An 18,831-nucleotide genomic window follows, 5' to 3' on the forward strand; every position below is an offset into this window, starting at 1 on the left:
TCGTGCATACTGGCTGACGCATTCAGTTGCGACTGAGCTCGTATCATGTTTACCATCGGCTGTTCTACCAGGTTCTACAGCATATCCAGGCTATTGAATAACCGGCAAAATTTAAAAAAATCTGTACAATCAAGGGACAAGTGTATCCAAAAGTTCAAAGCAATTCTGAGTTAGTTGAAAGATCTCACTAGCTAGAACTGATAAACATCGTATTTCAGCAAAAGATAAAGACATACCCGTCAGTTTTCGGAAAAATACGAAAACTGACGGGCTTTTAATGAACTATGAATAATTCAGGAATCTTATGAAAAAATTCAGTTTAAAAAAATTAATTGCAACTGGGGCAGTTTTAGCAGCCGCTGCTTTAACGTTGACGGCTTGCGGTTCATCGAAGAGTTCAAGTTCTTCATCTAGTTCGAATAATCAAAGTTCAGTCGCAACGATCAAAAAGCGCGGCACGATCAAAGTGGCCGTTTTTGGGGATTTAAAGCCTTATGGCTGGGTCAACAAAGATGGCAAACGGGTCGGTTATGATGTTACTTTGGCACGCCGAGTCGCTAAAGACTTGGGGGTTAAGATCAAATTTGTTCAAGTCAATGCCGACAGCCGAGTCGATGCCTTATCTTCCAACAAAGTCGATTTAGTTTTAGCCAACTTTACCGTTACGCCAGATCGCAAAAAAGTCGTTGACTTTGCTAATCCATATATGAAAGTTTCGGTCGGCGTTGTTTCGCCAAAGAGCAATTTGATCACAAATGTCAGCCAATTAAAAGGTAAACAAGTCATTGTTACTAAAGGTACGACAGCTGAAACCTACTTTACTCAAGAACAAAAGAGCGTCAATTTGTTGAAATTTGATTCTAAAACACAGCAATTCAATGCTTTGAAGAACAAACGTGGTGTTGCTTTAGCTGATGATAATACTTATCTTTATGCTTGGGCTAAATCACACCCAGACTACAAAGTCGGCATCAAACAATTAGGTGAAAGATCATATATCGCACCAGCTGTCAAGAAGGGCAACAAGTCACTGCTGAAATGGACCAACAAAGAAATTAATAAACTGACTAAACAAGGCTTCTTTGAAAAATCTTATAATCATGATTTGAAACCATACTTTAGTTCCGATGTTAAGTCCTCTGATGTGATCATTAATAAATAATTTTGAAATAAAAAAACTAGCTGTTTTCAAGACAGCTAGTTTTTTTATCACAATGGATTTAAACTTTTAAATAATTTTTGAAGGCTAAACGGTAATTAAGAACTAGCGCTGGATAGTATAACGCTGGCAGAAAATTATTTTGTAAATCTAGGCACTATTTAGTTTTGCTGGTAATTTCTGGTTCACCATCTAAATAGTTAGCATAGCGGGCCATGGCAAACAAGTAATCCGATAAACGATTTAAATAGGTTAAAACAGCTGGCTCAAGCTGCTGAATTTCAGCTAGCTTGACGACAGCCCGCTCAGCTTGACGAGCAAGCGTCCGGGCATATTGCAAACCAGCTCCGGTTGGCTTACCGCCGGGCAAAATAAATTCATGAATTGCCGGGACTGCTGCCATCCACTGATCGATCTTTTTTTCCAATTCAGCAGTGTCAGTCGCCGTGATGGTTGAATAATTTTTAATACTGATTTGCGCTTGCAGCTGGTAAAGTTTTCTTTGCAATTTAAGCAGCAACGGTTTCAATTCTTTGCAAGCTGGAGATAGCCAGCTGATTACGAGGCCCAACCAGGACTGTAACTGATCCAAGTCGCCTAAAGCCACGATTTGTGGATCAGTTTTACTGACCATTTTTCCAGAGGCTTGTTTTGTTTGACCTTGATCACCAACTTTAGTGTAAATTTTCATTAATTTTTTTCTCCTTGATTTGCTGAATATTTAGCGATTAACAAGCGCAGTGGCGGATAAAGCAGCGGATAAAAGCAGAAATTACCCAGTGCATGAAAGGCATCAAATAATATGCCATTCAAATAATACGCCCAAAAAGCCGCTAGGCCACCCCAAATCGTCATTCCTAAACTGACAAAAAAACCATATTCAAATCCTAGCAGGCCGCTCAACAAAAACTGCAAGCCAAAATATTTTTTTAATGGCAAGACTTTTTGCAACAAAAAAATCGTTAAAATTACCATCAAATAGGCTAAAATTTGCGGGATCGTCCAAATACCAAAACCTAAGATCAGATTTGAGACGATCATCGTCAAGACTGCTAAGGGCAAGCCATAACTTATGCCTAAAAATAAAGTCGTGATCATTAAAATATCGGTGACCGGCTGAACATTGGGGAGTGGGATCTTAATGATCCGGCTGGCAACGCAAACGGCCGTCAAAACACCGATCAGTGTTAGTTTACGCAGCTGCAGGAATTCCGGGTCGTGGTTGCTAGGATCGAGCTGGTTCATTTAGCAACCTGCAGATCGAAGACAACTTTATCATGGTTGGTCAATTTTTGACTGGCAGCTCCCTTATTGACTTGTTTGCCATTGACCGTGTACAGCCAATATTTGCTTTGCTTCGGTTTTTGACTGCGATGATCGATTTGGGTGACAAAACCTTTTTTTTGCTGAACAGGCCAAGCTTTTTTCAGACCCTTTAACACAGTTGAATGTTTAGCTAATTTAACTTTTTTGGTTGCAAAAGTCTTTTTATTATTTTTTAACTGATAAACAACGGTAATTTTGTTCGTTGAACTTTTAGTCTGCGTTGCCGCTGAACTGTTGCTGCAGCCAGAAATAACGCCGACACTAAAAATTACTAAGAGAAATTTAAAGATTTTTTTGAACATGATCGAAACTTCTTTCTAAGTATGATTATTTGATCGGGCATGCCCCTGTTGCACAGTCGTTTTGACCGATCAAAGCGGCATCTTTTTGATCATGGCCGCCATTTTGCTGCTCAAAGACAGCAGCAACGTCACCCGTGATCGCCTTTAATTTTTCCAGATAAACCGCTTTAGTGATCGGTTCTTTTGGGGCTTGTTTGAATTTAGCACCGCTATACGGCAAAAGTGAAGTCGACTTAGTGTTAAAACGGTACTGATAAAGCAAGCCAGCAATTTTGGCCGCTTCTTTTGGCTGGAAAGTGATCGTACAACTGACAGCATTATCGGACCAATACTTTTGCAAAAAGGCTTGAGTGGCAAATTGTTCTTCGATCGAAACATTTCCAGCAGAAGCAAAATGCGGATCATCAGCATTGATCGCTTTGACTGGAAATTCAACGCACATCGTATTTTTAGTATAAACATCAGGTTCAATGTGATAGCCGCAAGCTTTTAAGGCCGGCAACAATGGGTCGTTAGCTTGAAATCGGATCCGCTGAATCAAATAAGGTGCATAGTGGAAATGCATCCCCTCAGACATTCCAGCTAATTTGGCGACCGTGCCGGATGGCTTGACGGTGGTCAGTTTGATCGAAGGCTGGCAATTTAATTCCTGAGAGTATTTTTGATCGGCTGTTTTGACCGCTTGGTACAATTGATCAATGCGTTTGGTGATTGCCGGATCATAAATTGGCTCTTTGATTGTTTGACCGGTTTTTGGATCCTGTTTAGTTGTAAATCCGGTAACGACTCGTTTGCCGAATTCAGCTAAAAACCAATCCTGGATACCAGAGATCGAAATGCCGATCCGGCGATTCTTTTGAATTGCCCGCCGAGAAACTTCCCAATCATAATTGCTAAAAGTTACTCGTTTAGCGTAGCGGGCCGCTAATTCAAAGACCCTGGTCAAATTCCAGCCTTGTTTTTGGGCAATGTAAGGGAAAACTTCAAATAAATTGCAAGGTTCGCCGTTACTCAAAGAAATTTCGCCGCACGGGTTAGTCCCTTCAACTGCACCATCGATCCCCGGATGGTAACCATCGGCGATCCGGCCGTAATTGCGAGCTAAATCAAGATTGACAATCCCCGGTTCACCGCTTTTGGCGACCGAAGCAGCGACTGGTTCATAATTAGCAAAGCCGGAATCGACGGCAACACTATTATTTGAAGCCCAGCGATGATGATAAAGCTTGGTTTGATCTTGTTTCATGGTAATGAAATCCTGATCAGCCGCCGAACCTAAAGCCATTTCAGCTGAGCGGCGGACATTGCCGGCCACGACTGCTTTACCGATCAGGTTACCGATATCGGTGCAATCAACAGCGGTCAAACGTGAAGCAGCTGAACTTTGAGCTGTGTTCAAGATTTGATTGACGTCTAGCAGCATTTCAATCAGCGGCATCGGACCGGAAGCTGTACCGCCAAAGCCTTTGATCCGCGTGCCTTTTGGTCGGATCCGACTCATATCAAGCACGATTTGACTGGCCGGAGCAACCTTTTTCAAATTAAAATGAGCATCGATCAACCTTGCTAAAGCTAAGACCCAGCCTTCACGTGAATCTGGTACTTGATAATAAGCAACTTTTGCTTGGTCATCAGCAGTTTGATGAGTAGCTTGCCATTTTTCTGCGTCAACTGCCCCAGATTTTAGAGCATCAGTATACGAACGGCTTTTGGAGGAAATCGTGACCGTGAGTTTGACCTGACGAGCAATTTGCGGGAAACGTGCCACGTTTTGTGATACGACTGAAAAGCCCACGCCGCCGCCTTTCATTAGTTGATCGAACATAAAAGCAAACGGCATTGAAGGAGCTGGCTGTTGCTGATCTAAATAAGCCGGTATGATATGACTCTGACCATAAGCTTGCGGCCGGACGGCAATAAACCAGCAGTTGTTTAACGCATCACCATTGCGCTGCTGATAGTCAGTTCCCGAGATCCATAAATTTCGACCTGAAGGTGTGGCAGCTAAACCGTAAATCAGCTTAAAAAGATCCTGAGCTTCAGTGGTAAGTTCATCGATAACTTGTGAAGTTGGATTGGCGGTTTGCAGCCGCGGGTCAAGATTGATATTGCCTTCAACGACTCTTTTAACGGTCTCCGGCCAATTTTCGGTCCGCTGTTTTTCTGGCAACCAGCGGGCATAAGTCCGTTTATAGGTGACCCAGCCCAGCTTTCCCCAATGTGGCTGACAGGTTTTAAGTATTTGAGCGATAAAATCTTGGTTAAGAATTATTTTTTTAATGACAGACATTTTAATGTTCCTTTCTTGCACTAATGTTTTTGCTAGCACTGTATATGGTAGCACCACTTTATTTTAGATACAACATGTTGCACAAGATGAAAAAATATCAAAAAAAGGCTGCATCCTAATCCGGCTGCAGCTTTGCTTTGAATCATAAAAAATTCTGCTCAAAATATTTTCAACTGAAATGTTTTTCCAAGACTTGCAAGACACCGCTTTGCATATTAGTCGGCGCTTGATATTTAGCCGTCTGTAAAACTTCGCGACTGCCGTTTTTCATTGCAATAGCTGTAACCAGCCAATCGCAGCATCTCTAAGTCATTCCCACCGTCACCGAAAGCCATCAATTCACGCGGATTGATCCGCCAATGTGCTAACAGCTTTTTGAGGGCGAAAGCTTTGTTCAAACCAGGGACGATCAAATCAAGGTCGTCATTGCCACCGGAAGTAGCCGCAACTTTTCCAGCTGTTGCTTGCGGGATGAATTCCTGCATGTATTTTCCCTGACCATCTATAACATGGATATTGATTTTGAAGAATTCATCTGTCGGCAGCTGCTGAAATGAATCCAGTTCTTTAAGTGCCGGATAATAAAAATGCGACAGTTTTTTAAATTTGGGCGGATCATTTTTACAAATATAAGCGCTGTTTTTGCCGCAGACATTGATATGCAGCACCTGCGGCATTTTTTCTAAAAGCAAGAGGGTTTGATTGACAACGGATTTAGTAAAACTGCCGGAAAAGATCTCACGGGCCCGGACGATCACCAGGGCACCGTTTTCGGCAGCAAAACTGATTTCGTCAGCTACTTGGGGGAAATACTGGCGCAGCCGCTGATACTGATTGCCGCTGGCAACGATAAATTTGACATTTTTTTGCTTCATTCGCTGGTAAATCTGTAAAAAGCGCTGCTGGTCATAGCTTTTATCATCTCTTAAAAATGTTCCGTCCATATCGACGGCAACTGCTTTGATCATGGCAAGATGCTCCTTTTTTCACAATCTGTCTTAATCATAACGTGTTTTTGAAAAGGCTTCAACTAAAATCTTTAAATTATGGTTTTCTTTAAAATAGGCGTTGTGCTACATTAGAATTATCAGATAAAAAAGGTGGTTCTAAGCGTTGAAAGAAATCCCATCATTCAAACTAAAAGTGATCGGCTGGAGTATCCTGATCGGTTTATCTGTTGGTTTAGTTGTCAGCTGTTTTCGCTAGCTGATCGGATACTCACTAAAAAATTGGAAAATTTTATATGGCTTAGCTAAAAATTCTTGGCAATGGTTGTTAGTTGTCTTTATTTCGTTTGGTTTAATCACTTGGCTGATCGGCTGGATCATCAAACCTGAACCGCACGTTAAAGGGTCGGGGATCCCGGAAGTCGAATTGCAGCTAGCAGATAAATTAACACTGAATCATCCCTGGTCGATCGTCTGGCGTAAATTTACGGCTGGTGTTTTAGCGATTGGCTCGGGTGGCTTTTTGGGACGTGAAGGACCGTCAGTTCAGTTAGGTGCGGCGATCGGCCAAGCTTATGCTGAAAAAATGCAGACTGACCGACAAAATTGGCGCTTGCTGGTGGCAGCCGGGGCCGCTTCCGGTTTATCAGCTGCTTTTAGTGCTCCGCTGGCTGGCACGATGTTTGTTTTAGAGGAAGTTTCCCACAGCTTTTCGGCTTTACTCTGGCTGGGTTCGCTGAGTGGCGCTTTGATGGCCGATCTGGTAACAGAGCGGGTCTTCGGTTTGACGCCGGTGCTATATATCCGCTACCAGCAAAGTATGCCGTTGAAATATTATTGGGTACTGCTTATTTTGGAATTGTTGCTGGGAGTTTTGGGGTATTTATATCAGCAGACAACACTCAAAAGTTCGCGGTTTTATCTGCTGTTTTCGCGGATCCCGAATCAGTACCACACAATTATTATGTTATTATGTGTTTTGCCGGTCGCGTTATGGCTGCCGCAGATCATTGGCGGTGGCAATTCTTTGATCGTCATGCTGCCGCACGTTGGCTGGGACGTTGGTATGCTGCTGCTCGTTTTTATTTTGCGTTTTGTGTTGTCAGCAGTCTCCTTTGGTTCCGGAGTTCCGGGTGGTATTTTTTTGCCGATCTTGACTTTAGGAGCGGTGATTGGTGCTTTGGTCGGGACGGCTTTGCATACGATCGGTCTGCTGCCGGCAGTTTATATTCCTAACTTGATCATTTTTGCAATGGCCGGTTATTTTGCTTGCATCAGCAAAGCACCGTTTACCGCAATTATTTTGATCACCGAAATGGCCGGCTCGCTAGCTCATTTGATGCCATTAGCGGCGGTTTCGCTGTTGGCGTATGTTGTCGTGGATTTAATGGGCGGAGCACCGATCTATGAATCATTGGCAGCTCGGATGCATTTAAATCAGCAACTGACCAGTTTGACTGGCAGTTTAGATCAATTCAACTTTGTTATTTCGCCAGTCAGCAGCTTGACAGGCAAAGAAGTACGACAGATCACTTGGCCGAGCGGTGCAATTTTAACTCAGATCACCCGCGGTAAAAAACAATTCGTTGCTAAAGGCGATACTATCTTGCAGCCTAAAGATCAGCTGACGATTTTAGTTGACAACTGCAAGATGGGTGATGTTAAAGATTTTTTACTGAAGCATAATTAAAAAAAGCGTTTTGCGATCAGTTTAGATTTCAAAACGCTTTTAATTCAATTTAAAAATTATTTTACCAAGGCCGCAAGAAAAAAGCCGCCCAACAATAAAGGATGATCAGACAGCCAGCTAAAAACCATTGCCATTTGGGCAACGGATCAACCAAAAACTCAGTTCGTTTTTGCCCTTCAGAAAAGCCTTGTGAGGTCATGGCTTCAGCTAAATCGCCGGACCAATTCAAGGCCGTAATGATGATGCGCAAATATAATCCTGGCTGCCAAAAATGATAGACTTGACCGCGCATTAAAGCCGAAGCCTGGATCTGGTGGTACTGATAACGGATCTTTGCTAATAAATTGAAAGCTGCCAGCAAGCCATAAGCAAAAGTGGCCGAAAGTTTTAAATGCTGGTGGAGACTTAACAGCAGTTCTTTGACCCCAGTTGTCATCGTCAATCAACATCCCATTCAACAGGGCAATCGTAAACTCAGGCTTTTCCTTTTTAACTTTTATGCTGTAACTAAGCCTACTTTTAGCCTCAAGCCTAGTCCTTTAGCATATCGATTTAAGGTCTTTAGGGTTGGAATAGATTCCAACATCTCAAGCTTGGCTATCTGTGGCTGTTTCATGCCAATTCGCTTTGCCAATTCTTGTTGCGAGACCTTATTTTTAATCCGTTCTGCATATAATTTAGCCATCGTATCAATAATAAATTTTTCATCGTCTGGAATTGAAGAAAAACTGGTCTCTAACTCTGCTAATTTCATCACTGCTTCCCCTTTCTTTTTAGCCAATCTTCTAATAAAGTAATTGCATGCTCAACCTGGCGCTCATCCGTTTTATTTTGTTTTTTCATATAATGACTTAACAAAACAAAGCTTTCACCATTATAACTGGCATAGAAGATTCTTTCTGGTTGTGGCCTTAATTCCATGATTGGATACTTATACCCCTTGAGTATCTTTGAATGAGGTGGCCGAATGTCAGGCCCTAATTCTGCCAAAACTTTAAGCTGATAACGAACTTTCTTAAGTACTTTCTGATCATCTTTTTGTTTACTCTCATTCAATTCATCTAACCAATCTTTAATTTCACTATGGCCATTTTTGTCTTCATAAGCCTCTATCTCATACATAAATATTCTCACTTTCAATATAGCTCATATGCCATATTGCCTTAAATATAACATGAAAGTTATATTTCTACAAATTTTTTCGCTCTCAAATTCGTTATTCCGGCACTGCTAACTCCTTTGATATATTTGGAATCATCTTTACTACTCAAAATTGATAACTCACTTGGTATTAAATTTCTTTCCCTTTTTACTTTTAATTTGTCCATTGTCCATTTGCTAATTATTGCTTTAATTAACATTTTCCAATTTCCTTCCATCTTTTCGACAAAGTAAATTTGCAGGGATTTTCTCTTTTTGAAAAACGGACAGGTTCTTAATTGAGTATTTGTATGCACATTATTTTTTTACATTTATATTACTTTGTTACATATGCAGGCCACCACCTTCATGCCGGTTTCTAATCTGATGTTGTCGCTGTTTCTTCGTCATTTCCCATTCTGTTTCTTTTAGTCCTTTTTGTTGCTTTCTCTTATCTATTTCTTCATTTTTTGCGTATAAAAACTGCATTATTACATCACTAAATGTAACCGCTAAAAAATGTTTTGGTTTTAATGGTTTATAGTTTGTCGGCTGATAATTGTTTAGCTTTTGACCACGATATTGGTCTGATTTCTCCCTTTGTTCCTTTATTTTTTTTTGAGCTTGGGCTATTTGGCTCTTTTCAACTGTTTTATCAGTTTGACACTCGCCAATAAACAACTGCCGTGTTCCATCATGGCGCAAGACCAACTGTAAATGCTTGTTTTTTAGTTGATCTATCGCTATTTTACCTGATAGGCAAGCTAACCCTTGCTGATGTTCTGTTGAGTTAAACATTACCGGTGGCTCTGTTTGCCAGCGCTTTAAGTCTTGCTGGTTAAAAGGTCTGACCCCTGGACTGTAATACATTACAGCTGTATAAGCTTGCTCTTGTTTCGTGATTGAAAGCTGATCTAATTCACCGTGTGGGAAAGCTCGTTGTAAAATTACCTGATATTGAATCTTAATAACTTGTTTAATTTGAGTAATTGTTCGAATTTCTTTTATCTTTCTAGCAATTAATTGTTGCTGCTTTGGTGTGTAAACTTCCAAAATCCCTCGTTTTGCATGGCTTAAATCTTTCAAGGTATTGCCTTGGGTTTTAAGAACTTGCTCTAATACATTCTTCTCGTTTTCTTCACTCTTTAACAAGAACTTCCAACTAACATAAGGTCGTTTAGTAAATAACAAAATTTGTTGGGTCAACAAATCCTCACGGATTGCGGCCAATCTTTCTGCTAATTCTGCTCCTTTAAAAACAGTTTCTTCATTGTTTGTTTCTTTAATCAACTCACGCCGTTCAGCCATTGTTGTTGCTTCAAAATCAATTTCCGGATAAAGCTTTTTAACCGTTCGATCTGTGACGGTATTCAAAAGCTGATCAGCCTTTTCTAATGAATTTTCTTCTTGACTAACCATTAATAATTGTTTAGTTATATCTTCTCCAACCGCGTGTTTAATTAACAGGCTGTTTTTCCAATTAAAAAGCATTCTGCGTTTATCATCTATCGTTTCCAAATTAACAAAGGTTTTTAGTTCATGACTAAGCTCTTTAACTAATTTCTTTTCGTTGAATGAGAAATACTTGCTAAGCATATCCAAATGTCTTTTTCGCCCGAGTTTTTCTTTAACATTATTGTACTGTGCATTTAATTTTTTACTCTCTTTTACTTGTTGATTAAAGCTTGCTCGTTCATGGCGCTTGCTATTAATTCCTACATGTTTTGTTGATACTTCATTAATACCTTGTTCTGGATATGATTTTTCACTAATTCGATCTGGTAGTTTTTTTGCCTTTAAAACCATATTCACACTAACAGCCCAGGTGTGCCGCCATTGATTAATTTTCTCTTTTTTATCCCAGTCAACCAGCCAAATTTTTCTATTTCTAACATTACCTGCAGCGGTCTTTGTTTTATTACCATGACTATCTAAAATATATTCTGTTTTTGATTTTTGGCCCCAACTACCATCTGAGTTAAAAGGTCGATTCGTTAGCATCACATGGGCGTGCGGATTATCTGGGTGATCTCTATGAATTGCCACGTCGGCAACCATACCCTCATCAACAAAATTTTCTTGTACATATTTTGTCAATAATTCTTTCTGTTCATCTTCACTTAATTCAACTGGTAAAGCCACGTTAAACTCTTTAGCATAGCGTGAGTTCGCTCGCCGGTCTTTTCTCTCTACTTCATTCCATAATTTCTCTCTATCACTCGCCCATTCTGGTGCATTCCTAGGAGTTAAAATAAAGCTTTCTGGCATAACTGATCTAGCATAGAAATAACTTCTATTTTCTTTTTCATCAAACAATTTATCGCCACTACGATAAGCAGCACTTGCAACTGCACTTCTCATTTTACCTGCACTAATGTTTTGAAAACTCATGTGAAAAATTGCCATATCAGTCACCACCTTTTTTTGCTTTTGAATTTGTTGTCGCCATAGGCGACTTCTGACACACATTTTTATGTTTTAGCACAACGTCATCTATGATGACGTGTAAGTGCGCCTTAGCCTCGTTTCACTTAGCTTTATGATTGCCTAACTTATCCTTATTGTAATATCAGACCCTAAATTTTTCAACTTTTAATAATTGATCATATTTTTAAAGTATGATAGGATAAATAATAATTATATTTGATTTAAAAGGGGTGGCTTAAGTATGACTAAAACATCAATTCAAAAGCAGGAAGCCAAATTAAAAGAAATAACTCAAAGAATTAAAAACGAAAAAAATAGGATTGAACAACGACTAGGCAAGCAAATTATCAACCAAGCAAACTTAGATTATGCTAGTTTATCTAATGATCAGATCAAGTCCTTGTCAAAAAAATATCCGAATTTCTAAAACAAGATCAAGCACATGGTCAATTTTAAATAATGAGGTTGTATTATGCCTAATCAATATGAAAAGTTAGTCAAACAACAAGCTCACTTAAAACAGAAAATAGAGCAAGCAGATTTCAGACTTCGTCAATCAAAATATTTTGAAAATACTAAAAAAAGAAAAGAGCGAACTAGACTATTAATTCAAAAAGGGGCACTCTTAGATAAATATTTTGAAATTTAAAATCTTAATGCTGCTGAAACAGAACAACTTTTGAACATTTTTTCTGACTATATAAAAAACAAAAAGCCTAATAAATTCAAAAAAGACAATCCTACAAATTAGGACTGTCCTTTTTATTTTCTTTGTTTTTTTGTAAACCAACTTCTGGATTTTGTTTAGCAAATTCTTTAAGCTGTTTTTGAGTTCGATTACTGATTTCTTTTCTGATCAAATCTAGTTCTTTTTGCTGTTTGGTATTTACTTTATTCAGCTTAGTATATTCTTTGTTCAACTGGATATCATTTAATTTCCTTATTCGTTGTTCTTTAGAAACGGCTTCGTGGTCTTTTGAAGTAAATTGAACTCTTTCTTTTGAAATGCTCTTATCCTCTCGGCCGTTTGATAAAAATTTAGCATACGTTCTCGTTCATTAGCTAATTTATTTCTTGCATATTTAACTAGTCCTGGTACATCTTCATTAACTTCATATTGGATATATTCATCACGATTTTTTCTTTCAATAACCAATATCGGTTCCTTTTTTAAAACCAAGCCATAGTTAATTAACATTCTGCCTGTTCTACCATTACCGTCACTAAATGGGTGTATTCTTTCAAACTCAATATGTTTTTCCATTAAAGTAGTCAAAGTATCATCAAGACTTTTATCAGTTTGAAATGATTGATTAAGTTGATTACACCAGGTTTGTATTTTGTTAGGCACTTCAAAAGGTTCTGCCGTTTTAAACTCCGCACCCTGAATATAGTTTGGTAGGCTCTTATACTGTCCTCCGTCTGGAAGAATATGATCGGTTAATAATTTGTGAAAATTACGTACTATCAGCGGTGAAAAAGGTCTTTTGTCTGCTGCTTCTTTAAAAAGATAATCAAAAGCTTGTCGGTGATTTTCGACTTCAAAAACTTCCCTTAAAGAATGCCCTTTTTCACTTGGAAGTTGGCCATACGCTAAAATCAATCTAGTATCATTTAAGGTTAGGGTATTCCCCTCAATTCCTGTTGAATGATATGCAAAACGAATTAGTACATCTTTTAGATACTCTTTACTGTATGGATTATTCATAATTTTATACCCTCCTTTTATTTCGTGTTTAAAAGCTGTTTAACAAGTTTTAGGGGCATTATGTCCTTTTACCTAGATTAATTATTTAAAGCTCTCTATACCTTGTTTTTTACCTTTCTAGGGCGGCTTTTTCTTTATTTAGCTTTACCAGCTCTTTAGCAGCATATGTTTCCAACGCATTTCTTAACGACACAAACATAAAACTATCAAAACTTTTTTTAATCTCTTTACCACTTCGAACATAGTTAAAACAGCTTCGAACTACATTTCCTATCAATTCTTGTAAAACTTTTTCTTCTGAATTCATATAGAGCAGACTTGGAATTTCGTTAAATTCTTCGTGTTCTTTGATTACAGCGTTTTTAGCATTTAACACAATTGTACAAAAATGTCTAAAATCTTTAGGATCATTACTCCAAAGTTGCAAAAGTCGTATGTTTTCCTGATTTAAGAAATGTTTCCCTGTATCAGGATCAGTTAAGAATGTTGCTGCATTTTTTAGTAGATCTTGATTTTGTGCAATAACTTTTTCTTGTGGAAATTTTAAATTTGTTGTTGTTTTAAAATCAGATGGTTTTTTAGTATCTGTATTATTGTATCTATTAGTATCTAAATTATATTCTTTATATAGATTGTGTGTCGTTTTGACACTTCCGCTATTATCAAGGGTTTCAGCACTTGTGTTTGTTGCTGTTACTGGAAGTGTCGTTTTGACACTTCCGCTATTATCAACGTTTTCTGGAAGTGTCGTTTTGACACTTCCGCTATTATCAACGTTTTCAGCGTTTATTTGCTTGTGAACATCTGTTGCTGTGACCTCAGGTCTTAATAAATATAGACGATTAGGTTTATTTAAACCCATTCTTTTTTGAAATAATAAGCCTACTTGTTCCAGCTCTTTTTTTATACGTACGGTTTTTTTATTCCCACATAATAAAAGTTTCATTAATTCATTATTTGTAAAAATAAAATAAATATTATCTTCTTCGTCAATCCAATTATTTTTGATTGAGTAATTGAACCGATCTTTTAAAAGTGCATAAGCAACTTTAGCGTCATTGCTTAGACTTATGTATTTGGAATTAGTAAATAAAACTTTTGGTAGTTGAAGAAAGTTTTCTCCGTAAATTTCTTGAGCTTTGTAAAAATGTGGTTCTTTCATAACTTATACTCTCCTTTAGCTTGTCGGAGAAAAATAAATTCGTTTGATATCCTGAAGTTGTAGTTATTAAAATTCGTGATATAATCAACTTACATAATGTATTCTTTTTAGGGTATTAAACTAGCTTGTCGGGCGGACAGGCTTTTTTATTTTTCTGGATGAATTGGAATTAGGTTCTACTCTCTTTGAGTAGGCCCTTTATTTTTGTTAAAGATAAAGCTTAATAAATCTTTATGGTGTAAGAATACACTTTAAATTTCCTTAAATCAAGACTTTTATACTAAATATATTTTTTACAAAGTGTCTATATTACATATATCCAGTATATGTAATATACTTATTATATTGAATATATCCAGTATATGTAATATACTTATTATATTGAATATATTTAGTATATTAAGTATAGTAAATGTCTGGAGGAAGATAAATGGCTTATGTCATAGTTTTTACAAATTTAAAGGGTGGTGTCGGAAAGACATCCGATACGGATATGATTGCTTTAGTGGCTTCGCAACTTTTTCAAAAAAAGACGCTGTTAATTGATGTTGATCTTCAGGCTAATAGTACCCAAAATATGAGTAGAACTTTTAAAAATGTTGAGTATCCACAATCTTTTACTAATGCGGTTATGAAAGGTACTTTTAAAAATGCTATATTTTCATTATCACCTAATTTGGATTTTATTGCAGGCTCAGCTGGAACACATAATTTAAATGAGTGGATTCTTGATCATAGCAAGAGTAAGCGGGAACGTTATTTATTTTTAACAAGTTTAATTGATGAAATAAAAGAGGATTATGATTATATTTTTTTTGATGTTGCACCAAGTACAGATAATGCTGTTGATGCGATTATGATGTGCTGTGATTATATTATTCCTGTCCAGGAAGTTAAGCGATTTTCAATGGATGGAACAGCATCTCTAATTGCTAATTATTTAACACCTATGGTTAATGCATTTCCAGAGGATGCTCATTTTCAAGTCGCTGGGGTTTTACCAGCTATTTTTCAGAATAGAAAACAGCAGCAACAAATAAATTATGAAGAAACTGTTAAACGGTATGGCAGAGACAACGTTTTTTTCACAGTTATTAAAAAGCTTGAACGCTTGGATCGTTTTGGAGAACATGGTATTACTTTAGATGATTATCAAGATCGAAAGATTTGGGCCATCTTTGCTGATTTATTATTAGAGTTAGAATTAAGAATTAAGTCATTTGAATTAACTGGTGATGTAGTGGATTTTAAGTTTACACCACAATACTATGACATTGACAATAATAAAGAGTTAGCTAAAAGCAAGGAGATTGAATTAAATGGCATTAATCAATAAAAACACTGAAAAAAATAGAATTAATCATTTAGAAGAAATTAAAGCCGATGATATTAAGATTACGGATGATGTACAGATTGATTATGGTGAAAAAAAATATAATGCTAAAGACCGTAAACCTGTGCAAGTTGATCCACCAGTTTTGAAAATGATTGGGTCTTTATCTTACGCTAAGGATATCCCAATGTATAAAGTTGTGGAGATAGCTTTGGAAGCATATATTGAAACCTTACCAGAAAATGAGCGAAAGCTTTTTGAACTGAAACAAAATAAGTGAAAATATATTCAGTATACTAGATATATTTAATATACTGAATATATCTAATGCATTGAAGGTGGCTAACGTCATTAGAGTTATGATTTCATAATAGCCAGTACGACCAATTCGCTTAAGCCAATGGTCAAGCGCTAGTATTGTAGGAAAAACATTAGTTTTACGGGTAGAATTTATAGTAATTATAACTATTTAAAGGTGGATTTTAGCATGAATAAAGTGAGACTCTTTGATAGTCGTCTACTTAAAAATTTTTGGAACGTTTTTTCAGGAGTGGGTGGAGCCGTTGGAGCTAGTATAAATTATGGACAGCTTTTGGTAGAATATCTTTATCAAGATTGGAGATATCCTATATGGCCACTAAATATGATATTGATTTTAAGAAGATGATTGTGTCTCTTTATCAAAATGGGGAAAAGGTAAAAGATCTGACTAGCGAATATGGTATTTCAGATAAAAACATTTATGCTTGGATTAAACGTTATGCTAAAGATAAGCAAACTGGCATCAGCCGGGAGTGTCAAGAAGTTTGTGTAAATGAAAATCCCTTTCCCCGGCAAAATTAAACCATTATTCGAAAAGTGATTCTAATGTGTCTTTGACTTGACCAAAACCACGATGGCTACGATTGAAGTATTTTTCGTTGTAACTTATGACTTGAACTCCAATAAAATTGTCTAAAGATTTTTCGTTTGGAAACTGTTCTTTGGGTTTGGTCTTGCGTTTGATTCTTTTGTTCAGTGATTCTAAGATATTGGTTGAATAAATTGTCGGTCGAATGGCCGGAGGAAAACTCAGGAAAGCTAGTAGTTCATTTTCAATGGATTTAAGTTGCTGGATCAGATTGGAATACGATTTCCCCCATGCACCATAAAAATCATTTAAGATCTTGTGTGCTGCAGTTACATCGGTCGCTGAATGCAACTCTTTAAAGTCATTTAAGATCGCCTCACGATCTTTTAAACGCACATGCGAACCAATATTGCGCATAACATGTACTAGGCATCTTTGAAATTTAGCTTTCGGGAAAGCGTGCAATAATGCTGGCTGCAGACCAACCATTCCATCTGCAATGATCAACTGGACTTGTTCTAATCCACGTTTTTTAAGATCTTCTGCCATTTCTGACCAAACTCCTGCATTTTCACTTGGAGCGATTCGATAATCAAGAACTTCTTTGATGCCGACAGGTGTAATACCTAAAGCAATATAGACTGCCTCTCCTTGAACTGAATCACGGCGTAAAGGTAGGTAAGTTGCATCTAAGAAGAGACAAACATAGTTTGCCTTAATAGCTCGTTGATGAAAAGCTTCAATCTGTTTAGTTACCTGAGCAGTGATCTTAGAAACAGTGGTAGCTGAATAATAGGAACCATACATTTTTTCAATCAAATCGGCAATTTCACGGGTCGTAACGCCCTTGGAATAAAGCTGAATGATTGTTGTTTCTAAAGCGTCCTGACGACGAGAATAGGCTGGAAGCAGGTGGTTATGAAAATGGCCTTTACGGTCACGCGGCACAGCAATCTTCAACTTACCATATTCAGAGTCAATTAAACGATAATACTGGCCATTACGAGAATTGCCAGTATTAAAGCCACTGCGGTCATAAGGATCATAACCAAGTAAGGCTGTTAGTTCAGCTTGCAAGATTCGATTAATAGCTGTTTCGAGTTGTTGACGAAAAAGTTCTTTAATATCGCCATTTGATAATAGAGTTTTGGTTAAATCTTTGGTAAACTGATCCATGGGGAATTCCTCCGTTTTGGTTTGATTTGGATGATTTAATCATACGGGGAAGGGATTCCCTTTTCAATAGGATTTTTATTCATTTACACAAACTATTTTATACTCTCATTTCCCCTTAGCATTCATAATAAGGTGTTTATATTTTTGCTCTTATTAGTGATATAATTTTTGTTGATTAATATTACTTTAATGGTTCATCATATTATAAATAATAAGAGGCTAAAGCAATGTCAAAAATAACGAAAGCTATTATCCCTGCTGCCGGCTTAGGTACCCGTTTTCTTCCTGAAACAAAAGCCTTACCTAAAGAAATGTTGCCAATTGTTGATACTCCAACTATTCAATATATCGTTAGCGAAGCTAAGCAGTCGGGAATTAAGGATATTTTAATTGTCCTTGGCAAGGGAAAATGGTCAATTGAAAATCATTTCGATGCTAATCCTGAATTGGAGGCTAATCTAGCTAAACGTGGTAAAAATGATTTACTTAAGTTGATTTGCAAGACCAATAATATGAATATTTATTTTACTCGTCAGCCTCATCCACATGGATTAGGCGATGCCATTTATACTGCCAGAAGTTTTGTTGGAAATGACCCCTTTGCTGTGTTATTAGGTGATGATGTCACACGAGATAAAACTCCATTAACCAAACAATTAATCAATAGTTTTACCAAAACCGGGGCCGCAACATTGGCAGTTAAACGAGTCCCTCGCCAAGATGTGTCAAAATATGGTATTATTGATCCCGCTAAACAAGTTACTCCAGGTTTATATAACGTGAAGCGTTTTGTAGAAAAGCCGGATCCTCAGACTGCTCCGAGTGATCTGGCAATTATCGGACGATATGTACTAACACCACAAATTTTTACAGCTCTATCAGAAACTCAACCAGATTCAAGTGGTGAAATTCAGCTTACCACAGCCATCGACATTCTTAATCAAACTCAAAGAGTATTTGCTCATGAGTTTAAGGGTGAACGATATGATACCGGTAATAAATTAAGTTGGTTGGAAACTAATATCAAATTTGGATTACGAAATCCAGAAATAGCTGGTGATTTAAAAAAATATCTCAAAGAAACCGTTTTTGCTATGAAATCTACAAAATAAGTACTTTTCATTTTGAAAAGACTTTTCAAAAATCACCAAGTAATTAAAAATTTTAGATTTAGCTATTTTTTATGTTATATTAAAGAGGCTCTACCCAATAAGCGTAATTGAGGTGTACCCCAAAAGCTAAAGTGAATAGTTGCTTGTCTTTTCTAGGCGGCACGGAGTCGATATTTTATCGGCGATGTGCCGCCTAGTTTCATTTTTGT

The 18,831-nt window shown here is 37.4% G+C and carries 22 protein-coding genes and 1 pseudogene; 8 read left to right on the plus strand and 15 right to left on the minus strand.

Translation table 11 applies throughout. The annotated features are described in order from the left end of the window. The first annotated feature begins 304 nt into the window (after positions 1–304). Positions 305–1,162 carry a transporter substrate-binding domain-containing protein gene (locus tag ON15_RS00775; RefSeq protein ID WP_010579562.1) on the plus strand — a complete coding sequence of 286 codons (858 nt, stop codon included), beginning with the start codon at positions 305–307 and terminating at the stop codon, positions 1,160–1,162. A gap of 154 nt (positions 1,163–1,316) precedes the next feature. Here the strand turns inward: ON15_RS00775 and ON15_RS00780 are convergent, their stop codons facing one another. The 6 genes from ON15_RS00780 to ON15_RS00800 form a co-directional block, all read right to left on the minus strand. Continuing rightward, complete coding sequence (locus tag ON15_RS00780) at positions 1,317–1,850, minus strand: cob(I)yrinic acid a,c-diamide adenosyltransferase (RefSeq protein WP_010579563.1); 534 nt, start codon at positions 1,848–1,850, stop codon at positions 1,317–1,319. After that, a complete protein-coding gene (locus ON15_RS00785; protein ID WP_010579564.1) occupies positions 1,850–2,404 on the minus strand; it encodes an ECF transporter S component in 555 nt (184 codons plus the stop codon). The genes ON15_RS00780 and ON15_RS00785 overlap by 1 nt, the downstream gene beginning before the upstream one ends. After that, positions 2,401–2,787, minus strand: a complete 387-nt coding sequence (locus ON15_RS00790) for a DUF4430 domain-containing protein (protein WP_010579565.1) — start codon at positions 2,785–2,787, stop codon at positions 2,401–2,403. Before ON15_RS00790 ends, ON15_RS00785 begins: the two co-directional genes overlap by 4 nt. 25 nt (positions 2,788–2,812) lie before the next feature. After that, positions 2,813–5,077 carry a ribonucleoside-triphosphate reductase, adenosylcobalamin-dependent gene (gene nrdJ, locus ON15_RS00795; protein ID WP_010579566.1) on the minus strand — a complete coding sequence of 755 codons (2,265 nt, stop codon included), beginning with the start codon at positions 5,075–5,077 and terminating at the stop codon, positions 2,813–2,815. A 169-nt stretch (positions 5,078–5,246) separates the two neighbouring features. Next, positions 5,247–5,348, minus strand: coding sequence for a hypothetical protein (locus ON15_RS12260; protein ID WP_141630449.1), 102 nt, complete (start codon positions 5,346–5,348; stop codon positions 5,247–5,249). Beyond that, the gene (locus ON15_RS00800) at positions 5,311–6,045 is read right to left on the minus strand and encodes a Cof-type HAD-IIB family hydrolase (protein ID WP_010579567.1); all 735 of its coding nucleotides are present in this window, start codon (positions 6,043–6,045) and stop codon (positions 5,311–5,313) included. Before ON15_RS00800 ends, ON15_RS12260 begins: the two co-directional genes overlap by 38 nt. Positions 6,046–6,349: 304 nt before the next feature. On the opposite strand from ON15_RS00800, the gene ON15_RS00805 reads away from it, so the two are divergent. Further along, a complete protein-coding gene (locus ON15_RS00805; RefSeq protein WP_010579568.1) occupies positions 6,350–7,714 on the plus strand; it encodes a ClC family H(+)/Cl(-) exchange transporter in 1,365 nt (454 codons plus the stop codon). A 61-nt stretch (positions 7,715–7,775) separates the two neighbouring features. Here ON15_RS00805 and ON15_RS00810 read toward each other — a convergent pair whose 3' ends face one another. The 5 genes from ON15_RS00810 to mobQ form a co-directional block, all read right to left on the minus strand. After that, positions 7,776–8,150 (minus strand): energy-coupling factor transporter transmembrane component T family protein, encoded by a 375-nt coding sequence (locus tag ON15_RS00810; protein ID WP_010579569.1) that lies wholly within the window; start codon positions 8,148–8,150, stop codon positions 7,776–7,778. A 60-nt stretch (positions 8,151–8,210) separates the two neighbouring features. Then, the gene (locus tag ON15_RS00815) at positions 8,211–8,468 is read right to left on the minus strand and encodes a helix-turn-helix domain-containing protein (protein ID WP_010579570.1); all 258 of its coding nucleotides are present in this window, start codon (positions 8,466–8,468) and stop codon (positions 8,211–8,213) included. Next, on the minus strand, positions 8,468–8,836 hold the full coding sequence (locus ON15_RS00820; RefSeq protein ID WP_010579571.1) for a type II toxin-antitoxin system RelE/ParE family toxin: 369 nt from the start codon (positions 8,834–8,836) through the stop codon (positions 8,468–8,470). The genes ON15_RS00815 and ON15_RS00820 overlap by 1 nt, the downstream gene beginning before the upstream one ends. Positions 8,837–8,895: 59 nt before the next feature. Continuing rightward, positions 8,896–9,075 (minus strand): hypothetical protein, encoded by a 180-nt coding sequence (locus tag ON15_RS00825; RefSeq protein WP_026049410.1) that lies wholly within the window; start codon positions 9,073–9,075, stop codon positions 8,896–8,898. A gap of 124 nt (positions 9,076–9,199) precedes the next feature. Further along, positions 9,200–11,260, minus strand: a complete 2,061-nt coding sequence (gene mobQ / locus ON15_RS00830) for a MobQ family relaxase (RefSeq protein ID WP_010579572.1) — start codon at positions 11,258–11,260, stop codon at positions 9,200–9,202. 262 nt (positions 11,261–11,522) lie between these two features. Here mobQ and ON15_RS00835 point away from each other — a divergent pair, with 262 nt between their 5' ends. Both ON15_RS00835 and ON15_RS00840 read left to right on the plus strand, forming a co-directional pair. Then, the gene (locus ON15_RS00835; protein WP_010579573.1) at positions 11,523–11,708 is read left to right on the plus strand and encodes a hypothetical protein; all 186 of its coding nucleotides are present in this window, start codon (positions 11,523–11,525) and stop codon (positions 11,706–11,708) included. Positions 11,709–11,753: 45 nt separating this feature from the next. Continuing rightward, positions 11,754–12,032, plus strand: a pseudogene (locus tag ON15_RS00840) (hypothetical protein). Here ON15_RS00840 and ON15_RS00845 read toward each other — a convergent pair. The 3 genes from ON15_RS00845 to ON15_RS00855 form a co-directional block, all read right to left on the minus strand. Then, on the minus strand, positions 12,022–12,201 hold the full coding sequence (locus ON15_RS00845; RefSeq protein ID WP_040524608.1) for a hypothetical protein: 180 nt from the start codon (positions 12,199–12,201) through the stop codon (positions 12,022–12,024). The pseudogene ON15_RS00840 and the gene ON15_RS00845 sit on opposite strands and share 11 nt — an antisense overlap. A gap of 20 nt (positions 12,202–12,221) precedes the next feature. Then, a complete protein-coding gene (locus ON15_RS00850) occupies positions 12,222–12,989 on the minus strand; it encodes a Fic family protein (protein WP_010579575.1) in 768 nt (255 codons plus the stop codon). Between the two features lie 109 nt (positions 12,990–13,098). Continuing rightward, positions 13,099–14,151: a replication initiator protein A gene (locus tag ON15_RS00855; protein WP_010579576.1), complete on the minus strand. Its 1,053-nt coding sequence runs from the start codon at positions 14,149–14,151 to the stop codon at positions 13,099–13,101. Between the two features lie 430 nt (positions 14,152–14,581). Between ON15_RS00855 and prgP the strand changes: the two genes are divergently transcribed. The 3 genes from prgP to ON15_RS00875 all read left to right on the plus strand — a co-directional run bounded on the left by prgP (position 14,582) and on the right by ON15_RS00875 (position 16,327). Beyond that, the gene (prgP, locus tag ON15_RS00860; protein WP_010579577.1) at positions 14,582–15,487 is read left to right on the plus strand and encodes a ParA superfamily DNA segregation protein PrgP; all 906 of its coding nucleotides are present in this window, start codon (positions 14,582–14,584) and stop codon (positions 15,485–15,487) included. Next, positions 15,471–15,764, plus strand: coding sequence for a DNA segregation protein PrgO (gene prgO / locus ON15_RS00865; protein ID WP_010579578.1), 294 nt, complete (start codon positions 15,471–15,473; stop codon positions 15,762–15,764). Before prgP ends, prgO begins: the two co-directional genes overlap by 17 nt. A 350-nt stretch (positions 15,765–16,114) precedes the next feature. Next, entirely contained in the window at positions 16,115–16,327 is a 213-nt protein-coding gene (locus ON15_RS00875; protein ID WP_010579579.1) for a transposase, read from the plus strand. 4 nt (positions 16,328–16,331) lie between these two features. On the opposite strand, the gene ON15_RS00880 is transcribed toward ON15_RS00875, so the two are convergent. Next, entirely contained in the window at positions 16,332–17,510 is a 1,179-nt protein-coding gene (locus ON15_RS00880; protein ID WP_010579580.1) for an IS256 family transposase, read from the minus strand. Between the two features lie 227 nt (positions 17,511–17,737). Here ON15_RS00880 and galU point away from each other — a divergent pair, with 227 nt between their 5' ends. Beyond that, positions 17,738–18,622, plus strand: a complete 885-nt coding sequence (galU, locus tag ON15_RS00885; RefSeq protein WP_010579581.1) for a UTP--glucose-1-phosphate uridylyltransferase GalU — start codon at positions 17,738–17,740, stop codon at positions 18,620–18,622. Positions 18,623–18,831: the final 209 nt, after the last annotated feature.

Source organism: Liquorilactobacillus vini DSM 20605 (assembly GCF_000255495.1).
In the GTDB taxonomy this organism is placed as follows: Bacteria; Bacillota; Bacilli; order Lactobacillales; family Lactobacillaceae; genus Liquorilactobacillus; species Liquorilactobacillus vini.

What these genes read in the sequence shown, in the direction of transcription:
- ON15_RS00775 (WP_010579562.1), top strand. Translation starts at nt 305, where the DNA reads ATGAAAAAATTCAGTTTAAAAAAATTAATTGCAACTGGGGCAGTTTTA.
- ON15_RS00780 (WP_010579563.1), bottom strand. Translation starts at nt 1,850, where the DNA reads ATGAAAATTTACACTAAAGTTGGTGATCAAGGTCAAACAAAACAAGCC.
- ON15_RS00785 (WP_010579564.1), bottom strand. Translation starts at nt 2,404, where the DNA reads ATGAACCAGCTCGATCCTAGCAACCACGACCCGGAATTCCTGCAGCTG.
- ON15_RS00790 (WP_010579565.1), bottom strand. Translation starts at nt 2,787, where the DNA reads ATGTTCAAAAAAATCTTTAAATTTCTCTTAGTAATTTTTAGTGTCGGC.
- nrdJ (WP_010579566.1), bottom strand. Translation starts at nt 5,077, where the DNA reads ATGTCTGTCATTAAAAAAATAATTCTTAACCAAGATTTTATCGCTCAA.
- ON15_RS12260 (WP_141630449.1), bottom strand. Translation starts at nt 5,348, where the DNA reads ATGAAAAACGGCAGTCGCGAAGTTTTACAGACGGCTAAATATCAAGCG.
- ON15_RS00800 (WP_010579567.1), bottom strand. Translation starts at nt 6,045, where the DNA reads ATGATCAAAGCAGTTGCCGTCGATATGGACGGAACATTTTTAAGAGAT.
- ON15_RS00810 (WP_010579569.1), bottom strand. Translation starts at nt 8,150, where the DNA reads ATGACAACTGGGGTCAAAGAACTGCTGTTAAGTCTCCACCAGCATTTA.
- ON15_RS00815 (WP_010579570.1), bottom strand. Translation starts at nt 8,468, where the DNA reads ATGAAATTAGCAGAGTTAGAGACCAGTTTTTCTTCAATTCCAGACGAT.
- ON15_RS00820 (WP_010579571.1), bottom strand. Translation starts at nt 8,836, where the DNA reads ATGTATGAGATAGAGGCTTATGAAGACAAAAATGGCCATAGTGAAATT.
- ON15_RS00825 (WP_026049410.1), bottom strand. Translation starts at nt 9,075, where the DNA reads ATGTTAATTAAAGCAATAATTAGCAAATGGACAATGGACAAATTAAAA.
- mobQ (WP_010579572.1), bottom strand. Translation starts at nt 11,260, where the DNA reads ATGGCAATTTTTCACATGAGTTTTCAAAACATTAGTGCAGGTAAAATG.
- ON15_RS00835 (WP_010579573.1), top strand. Translation starts at nt 11,523, where the DNA reads ATGACTAAAACATCAATTCAAAAGCAGGAAGCCAAATTAAAAGAAATA.
- ON15_RS00850 (WP_010579575.1), bottom strand. Translation starts at nt 12,989, where the DNA reads ATGAATAATCCATACAGTAAAGAGTATCTAAAAGATGTACTAATTCGT.
- ON15_RS00855 (WP_010579576.1), bottom strand. Translation starts at nt 14,151, where the DNA reads ATGAAAGAACCACATTTTTACAAAGCTCAAGAAATTTACGGAGAAAAC.
- prgP (WP_010579577.1), top strand. Translation starts at nt 14,582, where the DNA reads ATGGCTTATGTCATAGTTTTTACAAATTTAAAGGGTGGTGTCGGAAAG.
- prgO (WP_010579578.1), top strand. Translation starts at nt 15,471, where the DNA reads ATGGCATTAATCAATAAAAACACTGAAAAAAATAGAATTAATCATTTA.
- ON15_RS00875 (WP_010579579.1), top strand. Translation starts at nt 16,115, where the DNA reads ATGGCCACTAAATATGATATTGATTTTAAGAAGATGATTGTGTCTCTT.
- ON15_RS00880 (WP_010579580.1), bottom strand. Translation starts at nt 17,510, where the DNA reads ATGGATCAGTTTACCAAAGATTTAACCAAAACTCTATTATCAAATGGC.
- galU (WP_010579581.1), top strand. Translation starts at nt 17,738, where the DNA reads ATGTCAAAAATAACGAAAGCTATTATCCCTGCTGCCGGCTTAGGTACC.